The organism is Siccirubricoccus sp. G192 (genome assembly GCF_019084075.1).
In the GTDB taxonomy this organism is placed as follows: Bacteria; Pseudomonadota; Alphaproteobacteria; order Acetobacterales; family Acetobacteraceae; genus G192.
Genome location: NZ_JAHREN010000001.1, coordinates 3,387,995 through 3,411,940, shown reverse-complemented (window position 1 = coordinate 3,411,940; position 23,946 = coordinate 3,387,995). Strand labels below are relative to the sequence as shown.

At 70.8% G+C, this 23,946-nt stretch carries 24 protein-coding genes and 2 pseudogenes; 14 read left to right on the top strand and 12 right to left on the bottom strand.

Annotation, left to right across the window (positions count from 1 at the left end; translation table 11 throughout):
• Positions 1–50 precede the first annotated feature (50 nt).
• Positions 51–725: a TetR/AcrR family transcriptional regulator gene (locus tag KSF81_RS16385; protein ID WP_217379898.1), complete on the bottom strand. Its 675-nt coding sequence runs from the start codon at positions 723–725 to the stop codon at positions 51–53.
• Between the two features lie 97 nt (positions 726–822).
• Here KSF81_RS16385 and KSF81_RS16380 point away from each other — a divergent pair, with 97 nt between their 5' ends.
• From KSF81_RS16380 to KSF81_RS16350, 7 genes are all read left to right on the top strand, one after another.
• Positions 823–2,043 carry an acyl-CoA dehydrogenase family protein gene (locus KSF81_RS16380; RefSeq protein ID WP_217379897.1) on the top strand — a complete coding sequence of 407 codons (1,221 nt, stop codon included), beginning with the start codon at positions 823–825 and terminating at the stop codon, positions 2,041–2,043.
• 22 nt (positions 2,044–2,065) lie between these two features.
• Positions 2,066–2,464 carry a VOC family protein gene (locus KSF81_RS16375; protein ID WP_217379896.1) on the top strand — a complete coding sequence of 133 codons (399 nt, stop codon included), beginning with the start codon at positions 2,066–2,068 and terminating at the stop codon, positions 2,462–2,464.
• A 90-nt stretch (positions 2,465–2,554) separates the two neighbouring features.
• Complete coding sequence (locus KSF81_RS16370; RefSeq protein WP_217379895.1) at positions 2,555–3,550, top strand: tripartite tricarboxylate transporter substrate binding protein; 996 nt, start codon at positions 2,555–2,557, stop codon at positions 3,548–3,550.
• Positions 3,551–3,562: 12 nt separating this feature from the next.
• A complete protein-coding gene (locus KSF81_RS16365) occupies positions 3,563–4,105 on the top strand; it encodes a thiamine pyrophosphate-binding protein (protein ID WP_217379894.1) in 543 nt (180 codons plus the stop codon).
• A 7-nt stretch (positions 4,106–4,112) separates the two neighbouring features.
• Positions 4,113–4,733 (top strand): thiamine pyrophosphate-dependent enzyme, encoded by a 621-nt coding sequence (locus tag KSF81_RS16360; RefSeq protein ID WP_254453563.1) that lies wholly within the window; start codon positions 4,113–4,115, stop codon positions 4,731–4,733.
• Between the two features lie 103 nt (positions 4,734–4,836).
• Positions 4,837–5,826: a tripartite tricarboxylate transporter substrate binding protein gene (locus KSF81_RS16355; protein ID WP_217379893.1), complete on the top strand. Its 990-nt coding sequence runs from the start codon at positions 4,837–4,839 to the stop codon at positions 5,824–5,826.
• A gap of 37 nt (positions 5,827–5,863) precedes the next feature.
• Positions 5,864–6,826, top strand: coding sequence for a dihydrodipicolinate synthase family protein (locus KSF81_RS16350; RefSeq protein WP_217379892.1), 963 nt, complete (start codon positions 5,864–5,866; stop codon positions 6,824–6,826).
• A gap of 375 nt (positions 6,827–7,201) precedes the next feature.
• Here the strand turns inward: KSF81_RS16350 and KSF81_RS29815 are convergent, their stop codons facing one another.
• The 3 genes and pseudogenes from KSF81_RS29815 to KSF81_RS16335 form a co-directional block, all read right to left on the bottom strand.
• The gene (locus KSF81_RS29815; protein WP_256444339.1) at positions 7,202–7,780 is read right to left on the bottom strand and encodes an MmgE/PrpD family protein; all 579 of its coding nucleotides are present in this window, start codon (positions 7,778–7,780) and stop codon (positions 7,202–7,204) included.
• Between the two features lie 126 nt (positions 7,781–7,906).
• Positions 7,907–8,604 (bottom strand): annotated as a pseudogene (locus tag KSF81_RS16340) (MmgE/PrpD family protein); the annotation flags it as partial.
• 57 nt (positions 8,605–8,661) lie between these two features.
• On the bottom strand, positions 8,662–9,639 hold the full coding sequence (locus KSF81_RS16335) for a tripartite tricarboxylate transporter substrate binding protein (protein WP_217379889.1): 978 nt from the start codon (positions 9,637–9,639) through the stop codon (positions 8,662–8,664).
• 140 nt (positions 9,640–9,779) lie between these two features.
• Here KSF81_RS16335 and KSF81_RS16330 point away from each other — a divergent pair, with 140 nt between their 5' ends.
• The 3 genes from KSF81_RS16330 (at position 9,780) to KSF81_RS16320 (ending at position 12,852) form a co-directional block, all read left to right on the top strand.
• Positions 9,780–10,565: an SDR family NAD(P)-dependent oxidoreductase gene (locus KSF81_RS16330; RefSeq protein WP_217379888.1), complete on the top strand. Its 786-nt coding sequence runs from the start codon at positions 9,780–9,782 to the stop codon at positions 10,563–10,565.
• Between the two features lie 140 nt (positions 10,566–10,705).
• Positions 10,706–12,034: a fumarylacetoacetase gene (gene fahA / locus KSF81_RS16325; protein ID WP_217379887.1), complete on the top strand. Its 1,329-nt coding sequence runs from the start codon at positions 10,706–10,708 to the stop codon at positions 12,032–12,034.
• Between the two features lie 29 nt (positions 12,035–12,063).
• On the top strand, positions 12,064–12,852 hold the full coding sequence (locus tag KSF81_RS16320) for a cyclase family protein (protein ID WP_217379886.1): 789 nt from the start codon (positions 12,064–12,066) through the stop codon (positions 12,850–12,852).
• 9 nt (positions 12,853–12,861) lie between these two features.
• On the opposite strand, the gene KSF81_RS16315 is transcribed toward KSF81_RS16320, so the two are convergent.
• Both KSF81_RS16315 and KSF81_RS16310 read right to left on the bottom strand, forming a co-directional pair.
• Positions 12,862–13,236 carry an iron-containing alcohol dehydrogenase gene (locus KSF81_RS16315; RefSeq protein WP_217379885.1) on the bottom strand — a complete coding sequence of 125 codons (375 nt, stop codon included), beginning with the start codon at positions 13,234–13,236 and terminating at the stop codon, positions 12,862–12,864.
• The gene (locus KSF81_RS16310; protein ID WP_217379884.1) at positions 13,202–14,035 is read right to left on the bottom strand and encodes an iron-containing alcohol dehydrogenase; all 834 of its coding nucleotides are present in this window, start codon (positions 14,033–14,035) and stop codon (positions 13,202–13,204) included. The genes KSF81_RS16315 and KSF81_RS16310 overlap by 35 nt, the downstream gene beginning before the upstream one ends.
• 176 nt (positions 14,036–14,211) lie before the next feature.
• On the opposite strand from KSF81_RS16310, the gene KSF81_RS16305 reads away from it, so the two are divergent.
• A complete protein-coding gene (locus KSF81_RS16305; protein ID WP_217379883.1) occupies positions 14,212–15,414 on the top strand; it encodes a Zn-dependent hydrolase in 1,203 nt (400 codons plus the stop codon).
• Between the two features lie 102 nt (positions 15,415–15,516).
• Here KSF81_RS16305 and KSF81_RS16300 read toward each other — a convergent pair whose 3' ends face one another.
• From KSF81_RS16300 to KSF81_RS16280, 5 genes and pseudogenes are all read right to left on the bottom strand, one after another.
• Entirely contained in the window at positions 15,517–16,482 is a 966-nt protein-coding gene (locus tag KSF81_RS16300; protein ID WP_217379882.1) for a D-2-hydroxyacid dehydrogenase family protein, read from the bottom strand.
• Positions 16,483–16,503: 21 nt separating this feature from the next.
• On the bottom strand, positions 16,504–17,082 hold the full coding sequence (locus KSF81_RS16295) for an HAD-IC family P-type ATPase (protein WP_217379881.1): 579 nt from the start codon (positions 17,080–17,082) through the stop codon (positions 16,504–16,506).
• Positions 17,083–17,425: 343 nt separating this feature from the next.
• A pseudogene (locus tag KSF81_RS32210) lies at positions 17,426–18,067 on the bottom strand (HAD-IC family P-type ATPase); the annotation flags it as partial.
• Between the two features lie 308 nt (positions 18,068–18,375).
• The gene (locus KSF81_RS16285) at positions 18,376–18,819 is read right to left on the bottom strand and encodes a thioesterase family protein (protein WP_309139579.1); all 444 of its coding nucleotides are present in this window, start codon (positions 18,817–18,819) and stop codon (positions 18,376–18,378) included.
• Complete coding sequence (locus tag KSF81_RS16280; RefSeq protein ID WP_217379880.1) at positions 18,816–19,721, bottom strand: ABC transporter substrate-binding protein; 906 nt, start codon at positions 19,719–19,721, stop codon at positions 18,816–18,818. Before KSF81_RS16280 ends, KSF81_RS16285 begins: the two co-directional genes overlap by 4 nt.
• A gap of 214 nt (positions 19,722–19,935) precedes the next feature.
• Between KSF81_RS16280 and minC the strand changes: the two genes are divergently transcribed.
• From minC to minE, 3 genes are all read left to right on the top strand, one after another.
• Positions 19,936–20,700 carry a septum site-determining protein MinC gene (minC, locus tag KSF81_RS16275; RefSeq protein ID WP_254453561.1) on the top strand — a complete coding sequence of 255 codons (765 nt, stop codon included), beginning with the start codon at positions 19,936–19,938 and terminating at the stop codon, positions 20,698–20,700.
• A gap of 102 nt (positions 20,701–20,802) precedes the next feature.
• A complete protein-coding gene (gene minD, locus KSF81_RS16270; protein ID WP_217379878.1) occupies positions 20,803–21,624 on the top strand; it encodes a septum site-determining protein MinD in 822 nt (273 codons plus the stop codon).
• The gene (minE, locus tag KSF81_RS16265; RefSeq protein WP_217379877.1) at positions 21,624–21,923 is read left to right on the top strand and encodes a cell division topological specificity factor MinE; all 300 of its coding nucleotides are present in this window, start codon (positions 21,624–21,626) and stop codon (positions 21,921–21,923) included. The genes minD and minE overlap by 1 nt, the downstream gene beginning before the upstream one ends.
• A 7-nt stretch (positions 21,924–21,930) precedes the next feature.
• Here minE and KSF81_RS16260 read toward each other — a convergent pair whose 3' ends face one another.
• Positions 21,931–23,922 carry a hypothetical protein gene (locus KSF81_RS16260; protein WP_217379876.1) on the bottom strand — a complete coding sequence of 664 codons (1,992 nt, stop codon included), beginning with the start codon at positions 23,920–23,922 and terminating at the stop codon, positions 21,931–21,933.
• Positions 23,923–23,946 lie beyond the last annotated feature (24 nt).

The window sequence follows — 23,946 nt, the reverse complement described above, 5'->3', positions numbered from 1 at the left end:
TGTGGGCCGATTCACCTGACACTTGGGAACCAAGTGTCAGGATCGGACCACTAGGGCGCGGCGAGTCCGGCGGTGAGGAAGGGCAGGATCTCCGCCACCGCGCGGTCGAAGTCGCCGCTGTCGCAGGCGCCGCCGGACATCGCCTCCAGCCGCCCGGTGCGGAGCAGCGTGTAGCGATAGGCGCCCATCATGAAATACAGGCGCCAGCAGAGCGTCTCGTGACTCAGATGCGGCAGGCTGCGCCGGAAGGCCGCGACATAGGCAAGCGTGGTCTCGTCATAGACCAGGCTCAGCACCTCCTTCGAGATGTCGCCCGGTTCGGTGTGCAACCTGGCATGCATCCGCATGGTGGCGCGGCCCTCGGGCGTCGCGCCATTGAGCATGAAGGGGGTGACGAAGCTGCGGACCAGCTCCTCCAGTGGCACGACGCCTTCCGGGTGACGTGCCAGGGCCTCGGCCAGGGCCCTTTGCCGTGCCTCCGTGACCTGCACCGCGCCGCGCAGATAGGCGGCCTTGAACAGGTCCCGCTTGGCGCCGAAGTGGTAGTGCAACTGCGCCAGGTTGACCCGCGCGCCTTCCGCGATGGCGCGGGTGGAGGTGGCGGCATAGCCATGCTCGGCAAAGAGTTCCTGCGCCACATCGAGGATGCGGGTCGGCACGGCCGGCGCGGATTCGACGCCGGCGGTTGGCTGGACTGTCTCGGAAACCGCGATGCCTCGGCTCATTCCCTCTCCTTGGGGCGCAGGCATCAGGCTTGACATGCCGGAGCCCCTCTGTCGAGATTTGGTCGGTCGACCGATTTTCCGGAACAGGGGATGGACCATGAGCGCGGCGCTGGACATCACCGAGAGCAGCCCCGCGCGGGGCCGCGCCGAGGCGCAGGAGCGGACCGACCCGGTCGCCCGCGCCAGGGCGCTCGCCCCGCTGATCGCCGCCGCCGCCCCGCGGATCGAAGCCGGGCGCTGTCTGCCGCCCGATGTGCTGGATGCGCTGCATGGCGCGGCGCTGTTCCGCACCCTGCTGCCCCGCGCCTATGGCGGCGAGGAGGTCACGCCCGCCAGTTTCGTCCGCATGCAGGAGGTGATCGCCGCCGCCGATGCCAGCACCGCCTGGTGCCTCGGCCAAGCTTCCGGCTGTTCCATGGCGGCGGCCTATATGGCGCCGGAGGTGGCCTGGGAGATCTGGGGCAGCGACCCGCGCGCCGCCACCGCCTGGGGCATGGGCAATGGGCTCGCCGAGGTGGTGGAGGGCGGCTATCGCGTCACCGGCACCTGGCGCTTCGCCAGCGGCGGCAGGCACGCCACCTGGATCGGCGGCCATTGCCGGGTGCAGGAACCCGGCGGCACGCTGCGCGCCGGGCCCGACGGCAAGCCGATCGAGCGCACCATGATGTTCCGGCGCGACCAGGTGACGATGGTGGAAGCCTGGGATGTGGTCGGGCTGCGCGGCACCGGCAGCGACACCTATTCCGTCCAGGCGCTCTTCGTGCCCGACCGGTACACCGTGCAGCGCGACATCGACGCCGAGCGCCGGCTGCCAGGCACACTCTACCAATTCTCCACCACGCATATCTATGCCTCCGGCTTCGCCGGCGTCTCGCTGGGCATCGCCCGCGGCATGCTGGAGGAGTTCAAGTCCATGGCCGTGAAGAAGACGCCGGCCGCGACCACGCGCATGCTGCGCGACAGCGAGGTGATCCAGAACGGCACCGCCCAGGCCGAGGCCAAGCTCCGCTCCGCCCGCGCCTTCCTGCTGGAAGTGCTGGAGGAAAGCTGGGAGGCGGCGGCACGGCGCGGCCAGGTGACGATGGAGGAGAAGGTGCTGATCCGCCTCGCCTCCACCTCCGCGATACACCGCGCGAAGGAGGTGGTGGAATGGGCCTATCACGAGGCCGGCGCCACCGCGATCTTCGAGAGCGAGCCCTTCGAGCGCCGCATGCGCGACATCCACGCCTCCGGCCAGCAGGTGCAGGGGCGCAGCGCGCATCTGGAGGTCTGCGGCCAGCATTTCCTTGGGCTGCAGCCGCATGCGCGGTTCATCTGACAGCGGGGGGAGGGAATGGGCCATGGGCCTCAACGGGCTGAACCACTACACCATCAAGCCGGTCGATCTTGAGGCGACCAAGGATTTCTACGTGGATGTCCTGGGGCTGGAGATCGGCTACCGGCCGCCGCTGGGCTTCGCGGGCTATTGGCTCTATTGCGGCGGCCAGCCCACGGTCCACCTGATCGGCCCGCGCGAGCGCGATGCGCATATCCCGCGCGTCAAGGGCGGGACCGGCCAGCTCGACCACATCGCCTTCGCCTGCACCGGCCTCGCCGAGATGCGGGAGCGGCTGGCGCGGCACCGCGTCGAGCATGAGGAACGGGTGATCCCGCGCGACCGGCAGACCCAGATCTTCCTGCATGACCCGGACGGGGTGGCGGTGGAACTGAACTACCCGCCGGAAGAAACCACCGCCTGACCCTGCCACGGGGCACCCGGGTGGCGAGGGGCGCGAAGCCGCGCTAGAAAGGCGGCGACGGGCGACCAGCAAGGCCCGCGCGGAGGACATGTGCCCCAGGATCACAGCCAGCGCCGGCCGGGCCGGCGCGCCTTCATCGCGGGCGCGACGGCCGCCGGCCTCGCGCCGGCCGGCCTTCGGGCGCAGGGTGCCTGGCCGGAGCGGACGATCACCATCGTCGTCTCCTTCGCGCCCGGTGGTTCCTCCGACATCTCGGCGCGGCTGATCGCGCCTTCGCTCACCGAGCTTCTGGGGCGCCCGGTGGTGGTGGAGAACCGCGGCGGCGCTGGGGGCAATATCGGCATCGGCTATGTCGCGCGGGCGCAGCCGGATGGTTATATGCTGCTCGCCACCTCCAGCGCCTTCGTGGTCAACCCGAGCCTCTACAAGCGGGCGCCCTATGATCCCTTCCGGGACTTCCAGCCGATCGCCACGCTCGGCGCCTCGCCCAATGTCATTGCGGTGCGGCCGGACAGCCCCTTCCGCACATTGCCGGAGCTCGTCGCTTTCGCGAAAGCCAATCCCGACCGGCTGAACTACGCCAGCCCCGGCAGCGGCACCACGCCGCATCTGGCGGGCGAGGTGCTGAAGGCGCGCGCCGGCATCGCCATGCAGCATGTCTCCTTCGTGGGCGCCGGGCCGGCGGTGCAGGCGGCGATCGCCGGCACCGTGGACCTGGTGGTGGCGCATCAGGGCTCGGTGGAGGCGCAGCTTCGCTCCGGCCAATTGCGGCCGCTGGCGCATACCGGCGAGGGCCGCCAGCCCGACTGGCCGGACCTGCCGAGCCTCGGCGAGCTTGGCATCCAGGACGCGGTCTCGGAAACCTTCCTCGCTCTGTTTGCACCCGACGGCGTGCCGGAGCCGGTGATGGAGCGGCTGAACGCGGCGGTTTCCGAGACGCTGCGCCGGCCGGAGATCCAGCAGCGCTTCCGCCAGGCCGGGATGCCGGTGGTGGGTGGCGGCGCCGCCGAGCTGCGGGCGCGGGTTGCGCGCGAGGTGCCGCTCTGGCGCCAGGTGGTGCAGCAGGCCGGCATCACGGCCGATTAGCAGGGGAAGAGAATGCAGAAGGATCCCGCGCCGCCGCGCGCCTGGCACGAGATCGTGCTGGATGTGCTCAAGGCGAATGACATCAGGCTGGTGCCCTATGTGCCGGACAACGTGCTGAAGCCGCTGATCAACGCCATCCACGCCGATCCCTTCTTCACCACCTTCACCACGGCGCGGGAGGAGGAGGCGATCGGCATCGTCTCCGGCGCCTGGATGGCCGGCAGGCGCGGCATCGTGCTGATGCAGACCAGCGGCTTCGCGACCCTCGCCAATGTGCTGGCCTCGCTGCCCTGCGCCTTCCAGATTCCGGCGCTGATGATGGTGAGCGAGCGCGGCACTTTAGGCGAGTTCAACATCGGCCAGGCGATGGTCTGGCGCACCATGCGGCCGGTGCTGGAGAGCCTCGGGATGGAGCATCATGTGGTCAGCCGGCTCGACGAATGCGAGTTCCTCTGCGACCGCACCATCAAGCAGGCCCTGATGACGCAGCAGCCGGCGGCGCTGATCCTGTCGCCGCTGCTGACCGGCGGCAAGATCGTGACCCCGAAGGCGTGAGGCGGCCATGTCCCAATCCCTGACCACCGCGCATAACGCCAAGCGCATGTACCGCTTCGACCTGACGCAGCGCCTGGTGGCGCGGCTGCGGAACGACGAAGCGGTGATCGGCGGCATCGGCAACAGCAATTTCGACCTCTGGTCGGCCGGGCACCGGGCGCAGAATTTCTACATGCTCGGCAGCATGGGCCTGGCCATCCCGATCGCGCTCGGCGTGGCGCTGGCGCAGCCGCGGCGGAAGGTCTTCGCGCTGGAGGGCGACGGGTCGCTGCTGATGCAGCTTGGCTGCCTCTCCACCGTCGCCGCCCTGGCGCCGAAGAACCTGGCGATCCTGGTCTTCGACAACGGCGTCTACCAGATCACCGGCGGCCAGCCGACCCCGGCTTCCGGCGGCACGGATTACGCCGCCATCGCCCGCGCCTGCGGCCTGCCGGGCGCGGTCTGGGCCGCGGATGAGGCGGATTTCGAGCGGCTGGTGCAGCATTGCCTGGAGACGGACGGGCCGCATTTCATCGGCCTCAAGCTGGACGACCAGCCGCCGGTGTCCCAGACCGAGCGCGACCCGGCGCAGATCCGCGATCGCTTCATGCGCGGCATGGGGGCGAAGAAGTCGAAACTGCCGGGGTAAGGCAGGGAAAGGCGCCGCGCTTGACAGGCAGAAGCGCGGCTCGCCACCCTGCAAGGCACCAGCCGTCCGGCAGAGACGGCGGCGAGGCGAGGACCAGCCCAAGATGCCAGACCGCGCGCCATGCGGGATACTCCGGGGCCGCCGCGCCCTGCTCGCCGCCGGCCTCGGCTTCGCGGCGGGCGGCGCCATGGCGCAGCCGGCGGATTACCCGAACCGGCCGATCCGCCTGGTGGTGCCCTTCGCGCCGGGCGGCCTCACGGACATCCCCGCCCGCCTGCTGGCGGCGCAGATGACCCGGACCCTCGGCCAGAGCGTGGTCGTGGAGAACCGCGCCGGCGCCACCGGCACCATCGGTGCCGAACTGGTCCGGGCCGCCGCGCCGGATGGCTACATGCTGCTGCAGGCCAATGCCGCCAGCAATGCGCAGGCGCCGGCGCTGCGGCGCAATGTTGGCTACAATCCGGTCGAGGATTTCGCCCCGGTCATGCTGGGCGTGGTCTCGCCCTTCGCGCTGGTGGTGCGCTCGGACCGCGGCATCCGCAGCATGGCCGACATGGTCGCGCTGGCACACCGCGAGGGCCGCATCACCTTCGGCACCACCGGCCCCGGCGGCACCGGCCATATCCTGGCGCTGATGCTGACCCAGGCGACCGGCGCCACCTTCGAGCCCATCCACTTCCCCGGCGACGCGCCAGCGATCCAGGAAGTGCTGGCCGGCCGCCTCGATACCCATTACGCCGCCGCCGCCCGCCCGCATGTGGAGGCCGGCCGGCTGTTTCCGGTCGCCACCACCGGCGCCGAACGCTGGTCCATCTTCCCTGACGCCCCGACCCTGGTGGAGCTTGGTTATCGCGGCATGGACCTGTTCGGCTGGAACGGCATCGCGGCGCCGCGCGGCACCCCGGCCGACGTGGTCGAAAGGCTGAACGCCGCTGCCAACCTCGCGCTCCGGGATCCCGAGGTGAAGCAGCGCCTCGCCACCATCGGGCTGGAGCCCCGGGGCGGCACGGCCGCGCAATTCGGCGCCTTCATCGCCAGCGAATATGCCCGCTATCGCCGCATCGCCCAGGAGTTCAACCTGTATCTGGATTGAAGCCAGGCCTGCCCGAAACACGGAGGAGACCAGGACCATGCCCGCTCCCTTCCCCGATTTCATCCCGCAGGGCGTCATCCCGGCCTGCCTGCTGCCCTTCCAGGAGGATCTCTCGATCGACCGCGCCGCCTACCGCCGGCATCTGCGCGATGTCGGCGGCACGCGCGGCATCACCGCCATCACCACCAATGCCCATGCCTCGGAGGTCAGTTCCTGCGACCCCGAGGAACAGCGCGAGGTGATGGCGCTGACCATGGAGGAGATCGGCGGCCGCCTGCCCGTGGTGGCCGGCGTCTATGCCGATGGCACGATGCAGGCGGTGCGGCTGGCCCGGGCGGCGGCGGCGGATGGCGCCTCCTGCCTGTTGGTCTTTCCGCCGAACATCCTGGCGCGCGGCCATACGGCGCGGCCGGACTGCCTGGCCGACCATGTGCGCGCCATCGCCGCGGCCACCGACCTGCCGCTGATCCTGTTCCAGTATGCGCTGGCGACCGGCCTCACCTATCCGCTGGCGACTCTGCGGGAACTGGCGGCCGAGATGCCGAGCATCCGTGCCATCAAGGACGGCAGCGGCGACCCGGCGCTGGCGGAGCGTCATGTGGCGGCGCTGGGCGCGCTGCCCCGGCCGGTGAATGTGCTCAGCACCCACAGCGCCTGGCTGATGGCCTCGCTGGTCACGGGCTGCCAGGGGCTGCTGTCGGGCTCGGGCAGCGTCATCGCCGAGCTGCATGTGGAGTTGTTCGAGGCGGTGCGGCGCGGCGACCTGGCGGCGGCGCAGGCGGTGAATGCTCGCATCCGCCCAACCGCCGAGGTCTTCTACGCGGAGCCTTCCTTCGACATGCACAACCGGATGAAGGAGGCGCTGGTGCTGCTTGGCCGGCTGCCCCGCGCGGTTGTGCGTCCGCCCCTGAAGCGCCTGCCGCCCGCGGAGGTCGCCCGCATTGCACAGGCGATCGATGCCGCCGGTCTGCAGCCAAGGGTGGATATTGCCGCGGAATAGCCGGCGTTCCAGAACGGCTTCCACACGTATCCTGCCCCGCCAAGCCGCGGAAGAAGGCCGAAGCACCAGCAACCGGCCGCGGCCAGGACGCTGCATGAAGGGTGGGAGGCGGGTATGGCCAGGAGCCTGACCGTCAACGGGCGCAACCAGGCGCTCGATGTTGCGCCGGAAATGCCGCTGCACCGTGCTGATCGACGGAGCGCCGGTGCGCTCCTGCGCCACCAGGGCGGGTGATCCCGGCGGGAATTGTTTGCCCATGATCCGCGGACGCTGCGGGTCATCAATATCGCGGCGGGGAGGGCCGGCCGGTGCATCCGCTGCCTGTCACCGGTGGATGCGTTGACGGTCTGAGCTACGGCCCGGCGCGCGCTGGCCTCAGACCTGCCAGGCCACGCCCAGGATGGTGGTCAGTTCTTCTGTGCTGTCCAGCGCCTCGAAGCCGGCGACCAGCGCCACCACCCGGTCCGTCTCGCGACCAGGCAGGCAGGCGGCGACATTGGCGCGGAACTTCGCCTCGACCTCGGCGGCGCTCACTGGGTTTTCCGGGCTGCCGCGGCGGTTGAGGACCTCATGCCGGAAGCTGCCGCCGCCCCTGGTATGCACCAGCATGCGGCAGGCATGGCGGAAGGCGGCGCCCTTCGCCTCCAACTCCGGGTCCTCCGCCACGGCGATGCGGGGAATGAAGCCGAGGATCGCCGGGTCCTCCAGGTAATCCTCGGCGTAGTATGCCGCCGTCGCCTCGCCATGCAACGCCGTCACCGCCAAGCCATAGAAGATGTTCATCTGCGCCGCGGTGACGCCGGCCGGGCGATAGGGCCAGGCGGTGTGGACGTAGGTCATGTGGCCGCAGCCCACCTCGATCCGCTCGATATCGGCGGCGGCCAGGCGCTCCGTCGCCATGATGTGGCGCAGCGCGTCCAGCGCGCTGTGGATGCTGGTGACGCTGGGATACATCTTGAAGCCGGTATTCAGCACCTCCCAGGTCTCGCCAAACCCGGCGGTCAGCTTGGCCGGGATGGGCGTGCGCGACAGCGCGCTGAGGAAGCCGCCATAGGGCGCCTCCAGGATATCCGTGATGCCGGTGAAGCCGCGTGCGGCGAGCTGCGCCGCCCGCAGGCCGCTTTCCGCCGCGCGGCCGGCATGCAGGCGCTTCACCATCGCCCCTTCCTGCGCCGCCATCAGCCCCGCCGCCATGGAGCCGGCGATGCCGAGCGCATGCTGCATCCGCCCCGCATCCAGGCCGAGCAGCCGCCCGGCGGTGGCGGCCGCGGTGAAGCTGCCGCTGGTGCCCTGCGGGTGGAAGCCGTTCAGGAACAGCGCGGTGGTTGCCGCATTGCCGATGCGCGTGCCGACCTCATAGCCGGCGACGATGGCGGTGAGCAGATCCCGCCCCGGCAACCCGCCCTGGGTTTCCGCGAAGCCGAGCGCGATTGGCGTGGTGAGCGAATCGGATGCAGGACCGACTCCTTGTGGATGTCGTCCATCTCGAATCCATGCCCGGCGGAGCCATTCACCAGCACCGCCTGCGCCAGCGACCCGCGCTGCCCGGTGCCCCAGAAGGAGGCCGCGGGCGTCGCGCCCTCCTCCAGCACCATCGCCTGGATGTGCCGTGTCCAGGGCAGGCGCGCCCCATGCAGGCAAACGCCGATGCCATCCAGCAGGCAGAGCTTCGCCTGCGCAACGGCCGGCGCCGGAAGATCCTCGAAGCGGAGCGCCGCGGCGAAGCGGGCCAGGTTGCGCGTGGCGTGGGGCAGGAGCGGCTGGGCGGTGGCATCCATGCTTGAGGTGTTTCCTGTCAGGGTATCCGGCCGGAACCTGCGCGGCCCGGCCTTGGATCATTCCGGCTTGATCCCGGCAAGTTGCGCGGCCTGGCGGGAAAGCTCCAGCTCCCGCCGCAGCAGCGCCGCGAATCCCTCAGGCGTCACATCCGCGCCGCTGGCGATGACGCTGCCCATGCCCCCGATCCGGCTCCGCAGCGCGGGGTCGGCCAGCGCGCCGGCGAAAGCGTCGCGCAGCCGCGCCACCGCATCCGGCGGCGTCGCGGCCGGCGCCAGCAGGCCGATGAAGGCGACCAGCCCGCCATCCGGCAGCCCTACCTCCGCGAAGGTCGGCACATCAGGCAGCAGCGGGCTCCGTTGCGGCAGGCCGATGCCGATGATCCGCACCTGCCCGTCCCGATGCAGCGGCAGGGCGGTGGTGATCTGGTCCATGCTCGCCGCCAGGGTGCCGGCCAGCAGGTCCGGGGCGGAACCACCGCTGGAGCGGTAGGGCACATGGACCAGCCCGGCGCCGGTCGCGGCATTGAACAACTCGATGATGAGGTGGTTGGAGGTGCCCGAGCCCGGTGAGGCGCAGGCCACCTGGCCCGGCCGCGCCTTGGCATAGGCGATGAACCCGGCCAGCGTCTCCACCGGCAGCTTGCGGCTCGCCACCAGCACGTTCGGCGTGCGGAAGCCGAGGCCGATCGGCGCGAAGTCTCGCACCGGATCATAGGGGACGCGGGCCATGATGACCGGGTTGATGGTCAGCGCGCCGTTCGAGCCCACCAGCACGGTATAGCCATCCGGCTGAGACCGCGCGACCATCTCGGTTCCGACATTGCCGCCGGCCCCGGCGCGGTTCTCGATCACCACCGGCTGGCCCAGCCGCTGCGACATCCCGGGCGCCACGATCCGCGCCAGGGTGTCGAGGTTGCCGCCGGCGGCGAAGGGCACGACCAGTCGCACCGGCCGGTCCGGGAACTGCGCCAGGGCGGGGCAGGGCAGGGCAAGGCCGAGGGCCGCCGCCCCCAGCGCGCCGCGGCGCGTCAACATCAGGCTTCCTCCCGCCTCCTTCTGCCGCCTGAGCCTGCGCGGCGCCGCGCCCGGTGGCAAGGTGCCCGGTGGCAAGGTGCCCGGTGGCAAGCCCGGCCGGCCCGGTGCAGCATGCGGGCAGCATGGGAAGGAAGGCGCGCATGGGCCAATCTCCATTCGATCTCACCGGCAAGGTGGCGCTGGTCACCGGCGGCAATGGCGGCATAGGACTCGGCATGGCGATGGCGTTGGCGGAAGCCGGCGCGGATATCGCCATCTGGGGCACCAATGAAGCCAAGAACGCGGCGGCGCGGGCGGCGCTGGAGGCCACCGGGCGGCGCGTGCTGGCGCTCCGCTGCGATGTCGGCGACGAGGCGGCGGTCGAGGCCGCTTTCGCCGAAACGCTGCGGGTGCTCGGCCGGGTCGATGGCTGTTTCGCCAATGCCGGCATCTCCGGCGGTCGGCAGCAGCCCTTCCTGGAGCACAGCACGGAGACCTGGAACCGCGTGCTGCGGGTGAACCTCACCGGCGCCTTCCACTGCTTCCAGGCCGCCGCGCGGCACATGGTGGAGCGGGCCAAGGCGGGCGATGCCGGCGGCGTGCTGGTCGGCACCGCCTCCCTCGCCGCCATCGAGGGCGCGGCGCGGAACGAGCACTACGCCGCCAGCAAGGGCGGGATGGTCTCGATGATCCGGGCGCTAGCGGTGGAACTCGCCCGCCATGGCATCCGCGCCAATGCCATCCTGCCCGGCTGGATCGAGACCGAGATGACGGCGAAATCCACGGCGGACGAGAAATTCCGCGGCAATGTCATGCCCCGCATCCCGATGCGCCGCTGGGGCAAGGGCGAGGATTTCGGCGGCATCGCCGTCTATCTGATGAGCAGCGCCAGCGCCTACCATACCGGCGACACGCTGGTGATCGATGGTGGCTACGCGCTGTTCTGATGCCGCCCGATGACCGAAGGGCCGTGAGGCCCGTTGGTCTGAATCGGCCGGCATAGGGCACCGCCGCGCTTCCTTGCCTGGCCGGCGCGGCCGGTGCAGGCTCCGCCGCAAATCCGCTTGCCCGAAGGGAGGAACGGCCCGTGGCCGAGCTCAACGCAACCCATGACCCGGCGCGCCGCGCCTGGCTCGACATCGCCAACCAGCCCGGCTGCGACTTCCCCATCCAGAACCTGCCGCATGGCGTCTTCCGCCGCGCCGGCCAGTCGGCGCGCGGGGGTGTCGCGATCGGCGACCGCATCCTCGACATGCAGGCGGCGGTGGCGGCTGGACTCTTCGCCGGTGCGCCGGCCGAGGCGGCGCGGGCGGCGGCAGAGCCCAGCCTCAACCGGCTGATGGCCATGGGCAATGGCGCGGCCGCCGCGCTGCGGGCGCGCCTCTCCGACCTGCTGCGGGCCGAGGGGCCGGAAGCCACGCGCATCGCGGCCATGGCGGACCGGCTGCTGGTGCCGATGACCGAGGCGGAGATGCTGCTGCCGGCGGAGATCGGCGCCTTCACCGATTTCCTCACCAGCCTCTATCACACCGAGCGCGGCGGCCGGCAGCGCAACCCGGAGAACCCGCTGCCGCCCGCCTTCCGGCATCTGCCCGTCGCCTATAACAGCCGCGCCAGTTCCGTGCGGATGAGCGGCGAGGCGGTCCGGCGCCCGAATGGCCAATGGCAGCGGCCGGATGGCAGCGTGCAGTTCGGCCCGAGCGAGGCGCAGGATTTCGAGCTGGAGGTCGGCTTCTTCGTCGGCCCCGGCAACCCGATCGGCGAGCCGATCCCAATCAGCGCGGCGCCCGACCATATCTGGGGCTTCTGCCTGGTGAACGACTGGTCGGCGCGGGACATCCAGCGCTGGGAGAGCGTACCGCTCGGCCCCTTCCTGTCGAAGAGCCTCTCCACCAGCATCTCGCCCTGGATCGTCACGGCGGAGGCGATGGCGCCTTTCCGCGCCCCCGCCCCGGCGCGGCTGCCGGGCGACCCGGCACCGCTGCCGCACCTCACCGGCGTGCGCGACCAGGCGGAGGGCGGTTTCGACATCACGCTGGAAGCCTTCCTGCTGACGCCGCGCATGCGGGAGACCGGCGCCGGCCCCGCCCGCATCACCAGCACGAATTTCCTGCATATGTACTGGACCTTCGGGCAGATGCTGACGCATCACGCCAGCAATGGCTGCAACCTGCGGCCGGGCGACCTGATCGCCAGCGGCACAACGTCCGGCCCCACGGATGCGAGCCGCGCCTGCCTCTCCGAGATCACCAGGGGCCGTGACCCGCTTACTCTGCCGAATGGCGAGACGCGGCTCTGGCTGCAGGATGGCGACGAGGTGATCCTCCGCGGCCGGGCGGAGCGCACCGGCCATGTCGCGATCGGCCTCGGCGAATGCCGCGGCCGCATCGACCCCGCCCCCGCCTGGCCTGCCTGAGCCACGCATTCACGCAGAAGGACACCGCCATGGCCCGCCGCTTCATCGACATCTCCGTGCCGCTCAAGGCGGGCATCGCCAGCGACCCGCCGGCCAGCCTGCCGCATATCGAGTATCTCGACCACCACCAGACCGCCGCCCGCATGGCGGAATACATGGGCGTGCCCATCGACGCGTTGCCCGAGGGCGAATACGCGGCAGTGGAGCGGGTGCAGATCAGCACCCATAACGGCACCCATCTCGACGCGCCCTACCACTATTTCTCGCGCATGAACGAGCGGCTGAAGCCGGGCGGCGAGCCTTCCTGGCGGATCGACGAGGTGCCGCTCGAATGGTGCCACCAGCCGGCGGTGAAGCTCGATTTCCGGCATTTCGAGGATGGCTACGTGGTGCAGCCCGGCGATGTCGAGGCCGAGCTGAAGCGCATCGGCCACACGCTGAAGCCGCTGGAGATCGTGGTGGTCAATACCCGCGCCGGCAGCCGCTACGGCCAGGACGACTATGTGGAGTCCGGCTGCGGCATGGGCAAGGCCGCGACCCTCTGGATGCTGGAGCGCGGCATCCGCGTGGTCGGCACCGATGGCTGGTCCTGGGATGCGCCCTTCAGCTTCACGAAGCGCCGCATCGCGGAAGGCGGCGACCCGTCGCTGATCTGGGAAGGCCACCGGGCCGGGCGGGAGATCGGCTATTCGCATATCGAGAAGCTGCACAACCTGGAAGCGCTGCCCTCCAGCGGCTTCCAGGTTGTGTGCTTCCCGGTGAAGGTGCATCGCGGCTCCGCCGGCTGGACGCGGGCAGTGGCGATCATCGACGATTGAGGATCGGCTTCAGAAAGCCTCCTCCAGCAGCGCCCGCACACCGGCCAGGTCGAGCGGGCGCGGATTGGTCGGGATCCAGCGGTCGTGCATCGCTGCCTCGGCGATCATGTCGAGCTGTTCGTGCCGCACGCCGCAATCGCGCAGCCGCCCCGGCAGGCCAAGCTCCGCGACCAGACCGGCGGCGAGGTCGGCGGCAGTTACGCCCGGCTGGCCGAAAGCCTCGCTCACCAGCGCCTGCTGCGCGGCATTGACGGAGTGATTGTAGCGCAGCACCGGCGGCAGCATGACGCAGGAGGTATAGCCATGCGGCATGCCGGCCGCGCCGCCCAGCGCATGGCCGATGCCGTGGCTAGCGCCCTTCTCCACCCCGGATTGCGAACCCACCATGGACATCCAGGCCCCCCAGCAGGCAGTCGAGCCGCGCCGCCTGGTCCTCCGGCCGCATCTTCGTGCCCCGCAACCCGCGCGAGAGCAGCCGCAGCGCCTGCATCGAGGCGCCCTCGGAGAAGGGGTTGCCGGAGATCGAGCAGATATCCTCTACCGCATGGTCGACGGCGCGGATGCCGGTGGAGAGGAACAGCCATTCCGGCGTCCGCAGCGTCACCGCCGGATCCAGCACCACCGCCGTCGCCATCATGCGCGGATGCGCATAGCTCTGCTTCAGGCCGCGCGACACATCGGTGCAGCCGGCGGTGGCAGAGAAATCGCCGGCCGAGAGCGTGGTCGGCACGCAGACCTGCGGCGGGGCAGGGGCCTGCTTCGGCGGGATGACGCGGCGGCTGCCCTCGAAGATGCTGGCCAGGGGTTCGAGCTGCGCTTCCTCGGTCACGCCATTGGCCAGGCACATCCGCACCATCTTGCCGGCATCGGTGACGGAGCCGCCGCCCAGCGTGACCAGCAGCTCCGCCCCTGCCTCCCGCGCCGCCGCCGTCGCCACGATCACGTCGCTACGCGGGGTATGCGAGGCCATGCGGTCCCACTGCCCGGTGAGGCGGGCCCTGCCGCCTTCGGCCAGGCGCCGCGCCAGCCGGTCCGGCCAGTCCGTCTCGCGGCTGATGGTGCCGCCAACCATGAGGAAGATGCGCGTGGCACCGGCCCGCGCGGCCTCATCGGCCACCGCTTCCTCGAAACCGGTTCCGATATGCACCCGCTCCATGGCGGGGTAGGTGAAAATGCGGCCCATCCTGCGTCTCCTCCGGATGCCTGGATTGCGCGCCCTCCGGGCGCGGGACTCAAGGGGGGAAGGCGATTCACAGCGAAGATGATCCTGGAGGCGCGGGAGGCCGGCCACGACTCGGCCCGACTTGCGGCGCGGCCCGCCGCGTTCCAGGCTGCCGCGACGCAACAGGGGCCAGGGCCATGCCGAAGATCGATGCCGCGCATTTCCTGCGGGACCTGAACGAGCTCCGCCAGATCGGCCGCTATCGGACCGGCGTGCACCGGCCGACCTATTCGCCGGAGGACATGGAAAGCCGGCGCTGGCTGATGCAGCGCCTGGCGGAATGCGGACTGGAACCCTCGATCGACGGCATCGGCAATGTCCATGGCCGGCACCGGGGGCCCGGGCCGCGTCTGCTGGTCGGCAGCCATATCGAAAGCCAGAACCAGGCTGGCTGGCTGGATGGCGCGCTCGGCGTGGTGGCGGGCGTGGCCCTGGCCCGGGCCGGGCTGCCGGTGGATGTCTGCGCCTTCGCCGATGAGGAGGGGCATTTCGAGGGCGGCTTCCTCGGCAGCAAATCCATCATCGGCGAGTTGTCGGAAGCCGAGATCGACCGCAGCCGCAGCCGCAACGACGGCACCCCGCTGCGCGACGCGCTGGCGGCGGCCGGGCTTGCGGGGAAGCCGCGGATGCAGCTCGAAGCCGGACGCCACAAGGGCTTCTTCGAGATGCATATCGAGCAGGGCACGCAGTTGGAAAAGGCGGGGCTGCGCCTCGGCGTGGTGACCGGCATCGTCGCCATCTGGCAGTGGAGGATCGAGATCGTGGGGCAGCAGGACCATGCTGGCGGCACCACCATGGCGGAGCGGCGCGATGCCGGCCTGGCGGCGGTGCGGCTGCTGGCTGCCATCGACCGCGAATTCCCTAAAGTCTGCGGCGAGCGCAGCACCTGGACCACCGGCCGCATCACCCTGGAACCCGGCGCGCCCAGCATCATCCCCGGCAGCGCCGATGTGCTGTTCCAGTTCCGCGATGTCGGCCTGCCGGTGCTGGAGCGGATGGAGGCGATGCTCCGCTCCCTGGTACGGGAGAGCAACCGCAATGAGCGCTGCACGGCGAAGCTCACGCAGGTCAGCCGCGCCCTGCCGGCGCTCTGCGATCCGGCGATGATGGCGGCGCTGGACCAGGCGGCTGAGCGGCACGCGCCCGGCTTATGGCAGCGGATGCCGAGCGGCGCCGGGCATGATGCGCAATACATCGCCCGGCGCATGCCCGCCGCCATGCTCTTCGTCCCCAGCATCGGCGGCATCAGCCACCACTGGGCGGAGGACACCAAGGAGGAGGACCTGGCGCTGGGCTGCCAGGTCCTGGCCGATGCCGCGGAGGCTTTCCTGCGCGGCTGACTACGGCGGATTGCGTTCATTCCTGAACGCCAATCCGCCGTAGCTCCTTGTTTGCAGAGCGGATTCACGCTCCCGGACGTTTACATCCGTCCGCGATCCGCTCTATCCCGGCCGCAATTCCCGCACCGGCCTGCCGTCCAGGTAGCCCTGCACCGCCTCCACCGCGCCGGCGAAATAGGTGCGGTAGTTCTCCTCCGTGACATAGCCGAGATGCGGCGTCAGCACGGTATTGGGCGCCGCCAGGATCGGGTGGTCCGGCGGCAGCGGTTCCTGGTCGAAGACATCGATGCCGGCGCCGGCGATCCGCCCTTCCTTGAGCGCGGCGATCAGCGCCGCCTGGTCGATCAGCGGCCCGCGGCTGGTATTCACCACCACGGCGCCCGGCTGCATCTGCGCCAATTCCGCGGCGCCCAGGATGCCGCGCGAGCGCTCCGACAGGATCAGGTGCAGGGTGAGCACATCGGCCTCCCGCAGCAGCGTGGGTTTGTCCACGCGGGTGGCGCCGGCGGCGGCGGCGCGTTCCTCGGTGAGGTTCTGGCTCCAGGCGATGGTGCGCATGCCGAAGGCCTGGCCGACCCGCGCCACCCGGCTGCCGAGGTTGCCGAGGCCCATCACGCCGAGCGTCCTGCCCTCCAGCGCATTGCCGAGCGCCACCTGCCAGCGCCCCTCCCGCAAGCCGCGTTCCTGCTCCGGGATGCGCCGCAGCAGTGACAGGATGAGGCCCCAGGTCAGGTCCACCGTCGGGTGCCCATGCGAGGGCGTGCCCGAAACCGTGATGCCCCGCTCGGCGCAGGCATCGAGATCGACGGAGCGATTGCGCGCCCCGGTCGTGATGAGCAGGCGCAGATTGGGCAGCCGCTCGATCAGCGCACGCGGGAAGGGGGTCCGCTCGCGCATGATGAGCAGCGCGTCGAAGGGGGCGAGCCTTGCGGCCAGCGCCTCCTGGTCCGTGATGGTGTCGCGGAACACCTGGATGCCGAGGGTTTTCGGCAGCCGGTCCCAGGGGCCCAGCGCGAGGGTGACCCCCTGGTAGTCGTCGAGGATTCCGAGGCGGTTCAGGTTCGGCATGCAACATCCTCTCTTGCGAAGTCAGCCGCGCAGCGCCCGGAGGGCATTCAGGATCACGGCAATATCGATGGCTTCCTGCAACACCGCCCCCTGCACCGGCGTCAAGTGCCCGAGGGCGGCGGCGAGCATCCCGGCAGTGGAAAGCCCGATTCCGGCGGCAACGCTCTGCAGCGCGATGGCCCGCGCGCGGTGGGCGATGCGCATGGCCTCCGCTACCCGGTCCAGCCGGTCCACCAGCAGCACAGCATCGGCGGCCTCGGCGCTGGCGGCGGCACCGCGCACCCCCATGGCCAGGCCTGCATCGGCTGCGGCGAGGGCAGGGGCATCGTTCACCCCATCGCCCAGCATCACCACCGGCCCATGCATCCGCTCCGCCCGCACCGCCGCGACTTTTCCCTCCGGCGAGAGGCCGGCCAGCACCGCGTCCAGGCCAAGCTCCCGACCCACCGCCTCCGCCACCGCCGGGCGGTCGCCGGAGAGCATCACCACGCGGCGGATGCCAGCCGCGCGCACCGACCGCAGCATGGCGCCGGCCTCCGGCCGCAGCGTATCGGCGAAGACCAGGATGCCGGCCGGCGCACCATCCACTGCCACGGCCACCTGCACCGCGCCTGGCCCGTAGGCGCCGGGCAGGGGCGCCGGATGCGGGCCGGGCGGATTCCCCCCGCGGCGGCCCGCCTGCCGGTTCCGTCACGAGATGCCGGGCAACGAAATCCAACCCACCGACGGCCACGATGCGGTCGCCAACACGGCCCGTGATGCCGGAACCCGCCTCCTCCCGCACCGCCTCCGGCGTCGCGAGCATCAGGCCGCGCCTCCGTGCCGCCTCCACCAGGTTGGCGGCGATGACATGGCCGGAGGCCTGGTCGAGCGAGGCCGCCAGCCGCAGGACTTCCCCGGCCTCCATCCCCAGGGCCGGATGCACCCCGACCAGCCGGGCCTTTCCCTCGGTGAGGGTGCCCGTCTTGTCCAGCAGCAGCACCCGGGCGCGGGCCAGCACCTCCAGCGCGGCGCCGCTTTTCACCAGCACCCCCGCCCTGGCTGCGCGCGACAGGCCGGCCATGATGGCCACCGGCACCGCCAGGATCAGCGGGCAGGGGGTGGCCACCACCAGGACCGCCAGCGCACGGCGGGGGTCACCAGAGAACAGCCAAGCGCCGCCCGCAAGCAGCAGGGTCAGTGCCAGGAAACCCAGCGCCCAACGGTCGGCGAGGCGGGCCATCGGCGCCTTGCTCGCCTGTGCCTGCTCCACCAGGCGCAGGATGCCGGCATAGGTGCTGCGGCCCGCATCCCGTTCGGCCAGCAGGTCGAAGGCTTCGCCGGCATTCACCGTGCCGGAGAGCACCGTGCCGCCCGGCGGCACCGCCACCGGCATCGCCTCCCCGGTCAGGGCGGCGGTATCCACCACCGCGGTGCCACCCAGGACCCTGCCATCCACCGGCACCACATCGCCCTGGCGGATCAGCACGCGATCGCCCGGCGCAAGGACCGAGAGCGGCACGGTTTCCAGGCCCCGCGGGCCGTGGCGGGTGGCCTCGCGCGGCTGGCGTGCCAGCAGCGCGGTCATCTCCCGGCGCGCCCGCATGCGGGAGAAGTCCTCCAGGAACTGCCCGCCGGCGAACATCAGCGCCACCACCGCCCCGGCCAGCGGCTCGCCCAGCATCAGCGCGCCGCCCATGGAGAGCGCCGCAATGAGGTCGAGCCCGGACCCGCCCTGCCGCAGGCCGCGCAGGATGTCGCGCAGCAGCGCCAGCAGCACCGGCAGGGTGGCGAGGGCGAAGACCCAGCCGGCCACCTCCGCCCGCCCGAGACCGAACAGCATCAGCCCGAGCGCCAGCCCGACCGCTGGCACTGCTGGCAGCCAGAGGCGACGCGGGCGGTCCGGCATGCGGCTCAGCCCGGCGGCAGCAGCAGGCGCGTCGCCGCCTCGCGAAGCCTGGCGGGCAGCGGCACGGCGCGGTCCTGCGTCGCGCGCTCGACATAGACATGCACGAAATGCCCCTCCGCGCTCGCCTGGTCCTCGGCGTTGCGGAACAGGCCGATCTCGTAGCGGATGGAGGAGGTGCCGAGCCGGCCGCAGCGCAGCCCGCAGGTCACCAGGTCCGGGAAGGTGACCGGCGCCGCATAGCGGCAGGCGGTTTCCACCACCAGCCCGACCGTGGTGCTGGAGCCGAGGTCCAGCACCCCGTTGGCGATCAGGAAGCGCGCCACGGCGGTGTCGAAGAAGCTGTAATAGGTGACATTGTTCACATGGCCATAGACGTCGTTGTCCATCCAGCGCGTGGGCATCTCCACGAACCACCGGTAGCCGGCGCGGGTGCCGATGCTCCGGCTCACGGTGCGAGCGCCTCCTCCACCAGCGCCTCCTCCACGCAATCCTCGAAGGGCGGCACATGGGTGATGGCACCGCAGGCGAGCATGGCGGCGCCCAGCCGGTCGAAGGCGGCACGCGGGAAGCGCGGGTCGGGCGACCAGAGATCGAGCGCCTGGTAGCGCGCGATGGCGCGGATGCGGTGCGCCTCCGGCATATCGGGGAAGCGCGGCGCGATGGCTGCGGCGATCTCGGGGGCGGCGGCGCCGCGCATGAAGGCCAGGGCCTCGGCCATGGCGCGGACCATGCCCTGCAATTCGGGCCGCCGGGCCGCGAGCCCGGCCTCGGTTGCATAGAAGGCCGTATAGGCGGTGAGCCCACGGCTGGCCTGGGCGTGCCAGACGGCGCAGCCGGCATCCTCGGCCTGGCAGGCGAAGGGTTCGAAAAGCTGCGCCACATCAAGCCCGCCCGCCACCACCGCGGCGGCATTCTCCGCCATGCCGCGATCCGTCACGGTGGCCAGCCACGCCGGGTTGATCCCAAGCCGGAGCAGGTCGCCCATCAGGCACCAGACCGGAGTCGGCACCTCCGAAACCAGGCCAAGCCTGAGCCTGGCCAGGTCCTGGAGCTGGAAATCCGGCCGCTCTCCCCGCCCCACAAGCAGGAAGGGGTCGCGCATCACCACGGCGCAGAAGCTTTTCAGGGTGCAGGCGGGGTCCTGGCTCCGCATGAGCATCGGTCGCATGGGACCGCTCCAGGCGAGGTCGGCCTCGCCGGCCAGCAGCTTCTCGGCCGCCGCGGTGGGGGTGCCGGCGGTCACCAGGCGCAGGTCGAGGCCCTGGCGGGCGAAGGCGCCGCGCGCCTCCGCGACATAGAAGGGCGCGTAGAACAGCGCCCGGAAGGGTTCGAGCAGGGTGATCGGGCGCAAGGGGCACTCCGGGGTTGGGCGCGCCTGGGCTGGCCGGCGCTGGTCGCCGCATTATGGGCCGCCCTGGCGGCAAGGCCAGCGCCGCCGTCGCGAACCGTTCCGCCTGTGGCGCAGCGCATTCGGGCTTCGCCGGGCAGCCCTTGGCCGCTATAGAGCATTCGTGATGGGCGGCGCCGGCCTGCCCAGCAACCACATTCCCCGGCCAGAGAGCGCCTTGAACAGCCAGACCCTTCCCGAAGCCTTCCGGCTCCGTGCCGGCAACTTCAACCTGCTGGTCCTTCGCCTGCTGGACCCGCGGCCGGAGGCGGTGCTGCCCGCGCTCGGCGACCAATTCCGCAAGGCCCCGGGTTTCCTGCGCTTCGCTCCCCTGGTGATCGGGCTGGCGGATCTGGAGGTGGCGCCGGAGGAAGTGGATTTCCGTGGCCTGGTGGAGGGGCTGCACCGGCTGGAGATCGTGCCGATCGGCACCACGGGCGGCAGCCCGGCGATGCGCCAGGCGGCGCAGGGGGCCGGATTGCCGCCGCTGCGCCCGGTCGGCGGCGCCGCCGGCGCCAAGGAAGCCGAGGAGGAGTTGCCGCCGCCACCCGCTGCCGTCGCCGCGCCCGAGGCGGCCCCGGCTACGCCGGCCGCCGACTTCAAGGGCACCGGCCGCTCCGCCATGCTGGTGACGGAGCCGGTCCGCTCCGGCCAGCGGATCTATGCCCAGGGCGCCGATCTGATCGTGACCGCCACGGTCAATCCGGGCGCCGAGGTGATCGCCGACGGCAATATCCATATCTATGGCGCCTTGCGCGGCCGGGCGGTGGCCGGCGCCGCGGATGACGCCGCGGCGCGGATCTTCGCGCAGAATTTCGACCCCGAGCTTGTCGCCATCGCCGGCTACTACGCGGTGCGCGAGGGGCTGGGGAACGCGCCGATCGGCCGCGCCGTGCAGGTGCGGCTGGACGGCGAGGAGATGCGGTTCGAACCTTTGGGCTAGACCGCGATCGGCCCGACCGCGGTCGGGCCGGCACGGGCCCGAGGGGTCGCAAGGGGACGGTCCGTTTCGGTATCAGGGGTTTCAGTCAGGGGGATCAGCGCAATGGCGCAAGTGATCGTCGTCACGTCCGGCAAGGGGGGCGTGGGCAAGACCACGACCAGCGCCGCCTTCGCCACCGGCCTCGCGCAGCGGGGCAAGAAGACGGTGGTGATCGACTTCGACGTGGGTTTGCGGAACCTCGACCTCATCATGGGGGTCGAGCGGCGGGTGGTGTTCGACATCGTCAATGTCATCCAGGGCGAGGCCAAGCTCAACCAGGCCCTGATCCGCGACAAGCGGGTGGATACGCTCTCCATCCTGCCGGCCAGCCAGACCCGGGACAAGGATGCGCTGACCCGCCAGGGCGTGCAGACCATCATCGATGAGCTGTCGGAGGATTTCGACTACATCCTCTGCGACAGCCCGGCCGGCATTGAGAAGGGCGCGCTGCTCGCGCTCTATTTCGCCGACCAGGCCATCGTGGTGACCAACCCGGAAGTCTCCTCGGTGCGCGACAGCGACCGTATCCTCGGCGTGCTGCAATCGAAGTCGAAGCGGTCGGAGGAGAAGCGGGACAAGGTGAAGGAACACCTCCTCGTCACCCGCTACGACCCGATCCGGGCCGATCGTGGCGAGATGCTGAAGCTCGAGGATGTGCGCGAGATCCTGGCCATCCCGCTGCTCGGCGTGGTGCCGGAGAGCGAGAGCGTGCTGCGCGCCTCCAATACCGGCACGCCTGTCATCATGGACCATGAGAGCGCGGCGGGGCACGCCTACAAGGATGCGGTCGGCCGCTTCCTCGGCGAGGACCTGCCGCACCGCTTCCTGGAGCCCGAGAGGAAGCCCGGGCTGTTCAGGCGCCTGTTCGGAGGGAGGGCGGCGTGATGAGCTGGCTCGACTATTTCCGCGCCCGCAAGCCGGAACCGACCGCAAGCGCGCCGCAGGCCAAGGAACGCCTGCAGATCGTGCTGGCGCATGAGCGCATCGGCCGCACGCGGGAGGACTTCCTGCCCAAGCTCCAGCAGGAGCTGGTGGCGGTGGTGGCGCGCTACGTCGCCATCGACCCGGGCAAGGTGAATGTCAACCTCGACCGCGGCGGCGACATGTCGACCCTGGCGATCGAGATCGAGCTGCCGGGGCCGAAGCCGGCGCGGATCGGGATGGGGCGCGCCGCGGCGGGGTGAGCCCGGCTCAGGCCGCCAGCGCGACGGCCCCGCCCTGCACCGAACCTCGCAGATCGGGCAGGGCGTGGTCCGGCGCAATCTGGCCGAGTAGAACCCAGGGCTGCGTTTCCGAATTGGTCTCGCCCGAATAGGGGCTGGTCAGGTGCTCGATCCCGGCCCCCCGTTCCCGGGTTGAGGCCCGCAGCAGAGAGGCGCAGAGATCGGTGAGGAAGCCTATCCGCTGGCGCTCCGCTTCCGTGAGTGCGAGGCCGCCGGAATCCCCTACGGCTTCCACCGCGTGCAAGGCCCGGAGCAGCAGGCCCAGCTTGTAGCTCCACAAGCCGCCGTCTTCCGCCCATTCGCCATTGCTGGCGCGATAGCGTACGGCGATTGTGTCGTGGGCGATCCGCGTGCCGCCGACCTCGGCCTCCACCGTCCCGAGCCGGATCGCGGCCAAGCCACGCCGCAGCGCCGGCGCGACCCGGGTATCGCAACCCGGCTGCGCGAGCCGCGCCAGGGCCAGCAGTGCGGCAGCCTGGCAATCGAGGAAGGCGCCGCCCGCGCCGGTGTCGACGAAGACACCATCGTTCGCCCCGGTCTGCTGGTGCGCCAGCAGGAGGTCGAGTGCCGCGCCGAGATGCGCCTGGTAGCGAGCATCACCGGTCGCGCGCAGCATGCAGTCCAGCGCCAGGATGACGAAGGCGAGGCCGCGCACGAAGGTTGCGGTGGCCGAGGCGTTGCAGGCCGGCGCAAGCGAGGCGAAGAACCCGGCGAGGTGCCGGTCGAACCAGTCCCGCAGCGCCTCGCACCGCGGCGCGGGGATCGGTTCCGCATAGGCTCCGGCGCGAGCGAAGAGGTAGTGCGTCGCCACCGCGTTCAGCTCGGTGCCATGATCGTAGCTGATGCTGGGATCAAGGCCGCGCAGCGCATCCGGGTCCGCAAGGAGCGCCGCATAGGCGGGTGCGTGGCTCCGTGAGCCGCCGCAGGTGAGCAACCTGTCCTCGGCGATGGAGAACTCCGCGCCTCGGGGCAGCGCATCAGCGCCATAGCGCGCAACCACCCAATGCGGGTGGCCGTCAGACCGGCAGGTTGCGCGCACCGAAACCAGCCGGTCCCGGTCACCCGGCCGGATATGCAGGCTGTGCGAGAAGCCGGGCAGACCATCCTCGTGGAAGCCGAGGTAATCGGCGGCGCCCTGGTGCAATATCGCTGCCGTTCCGGCATGAAGGCGGGCCGGCTGGAACTCGCCACCCGCGCCGATCGTGACGGCGTGCCGCGCCCGGCTCAGTTCGTCGCAAGCGGTGGTGACGCGCACCCTGGAGAGCGCGATGCCTGGCTCGGTCCTGAGAGTCACCCGGAGGCGGAGCACCGGGCTGTCGGCCGCGATGTCATACTGGTAGCGCAGGACGCCGATCTGCCGCTCGTGCCGACGGAGGAGCCGTGCGGGAAGGGTGATGCGGCTCTCGTGGAACAGGGTGATGCCGGCCGGTGTGCGGGTCAGGCCGAAATCGGTGATGGTGTCCTCGACATCGATGCAATGCCGCCGGCCTTGGTGGCGGAATCCCAACAGGTTGCCCGTATGGGTCGCCGCCACCCGTCCGCGCCCGTCATTGAACCGGCCGGACTGGTGGATCAGGCCCTTCGAGAGATCGCCGGACCAGGTATGGAATGCGCTGAGGATTCGAAAGGCCCGCGGGTCCGGGTCGAGGAGGCGCAATTGCGGCTCGGCGCATCGGCGGAAGATCAGGTCGCCGGGCGACATCGCCAGAACAAAGTCCAGGATGGCCCTGCCGAAGCCTGGGTCCGCGTCCCAGGCAGCCGGGAGGGCCAACAATTCCAGTGCCTTTGCATTATCATCGGTCCAGAACCAGCGGGAGTCGTCCAGCGGTTGGTCGGTCTCCGCCAGCGCCAGCATGGGCCTGCCGCAAAGTGGTGCCGGCTTGGCCAGCTTGGCCTTCAGGAAGGCGATGCCGTGTTGCGCTTCCGCATCCAGCAAAGGGCCCTGCGGGCGTGACGTCATGGGCCGGGTTCCCTGTGGTGCTGA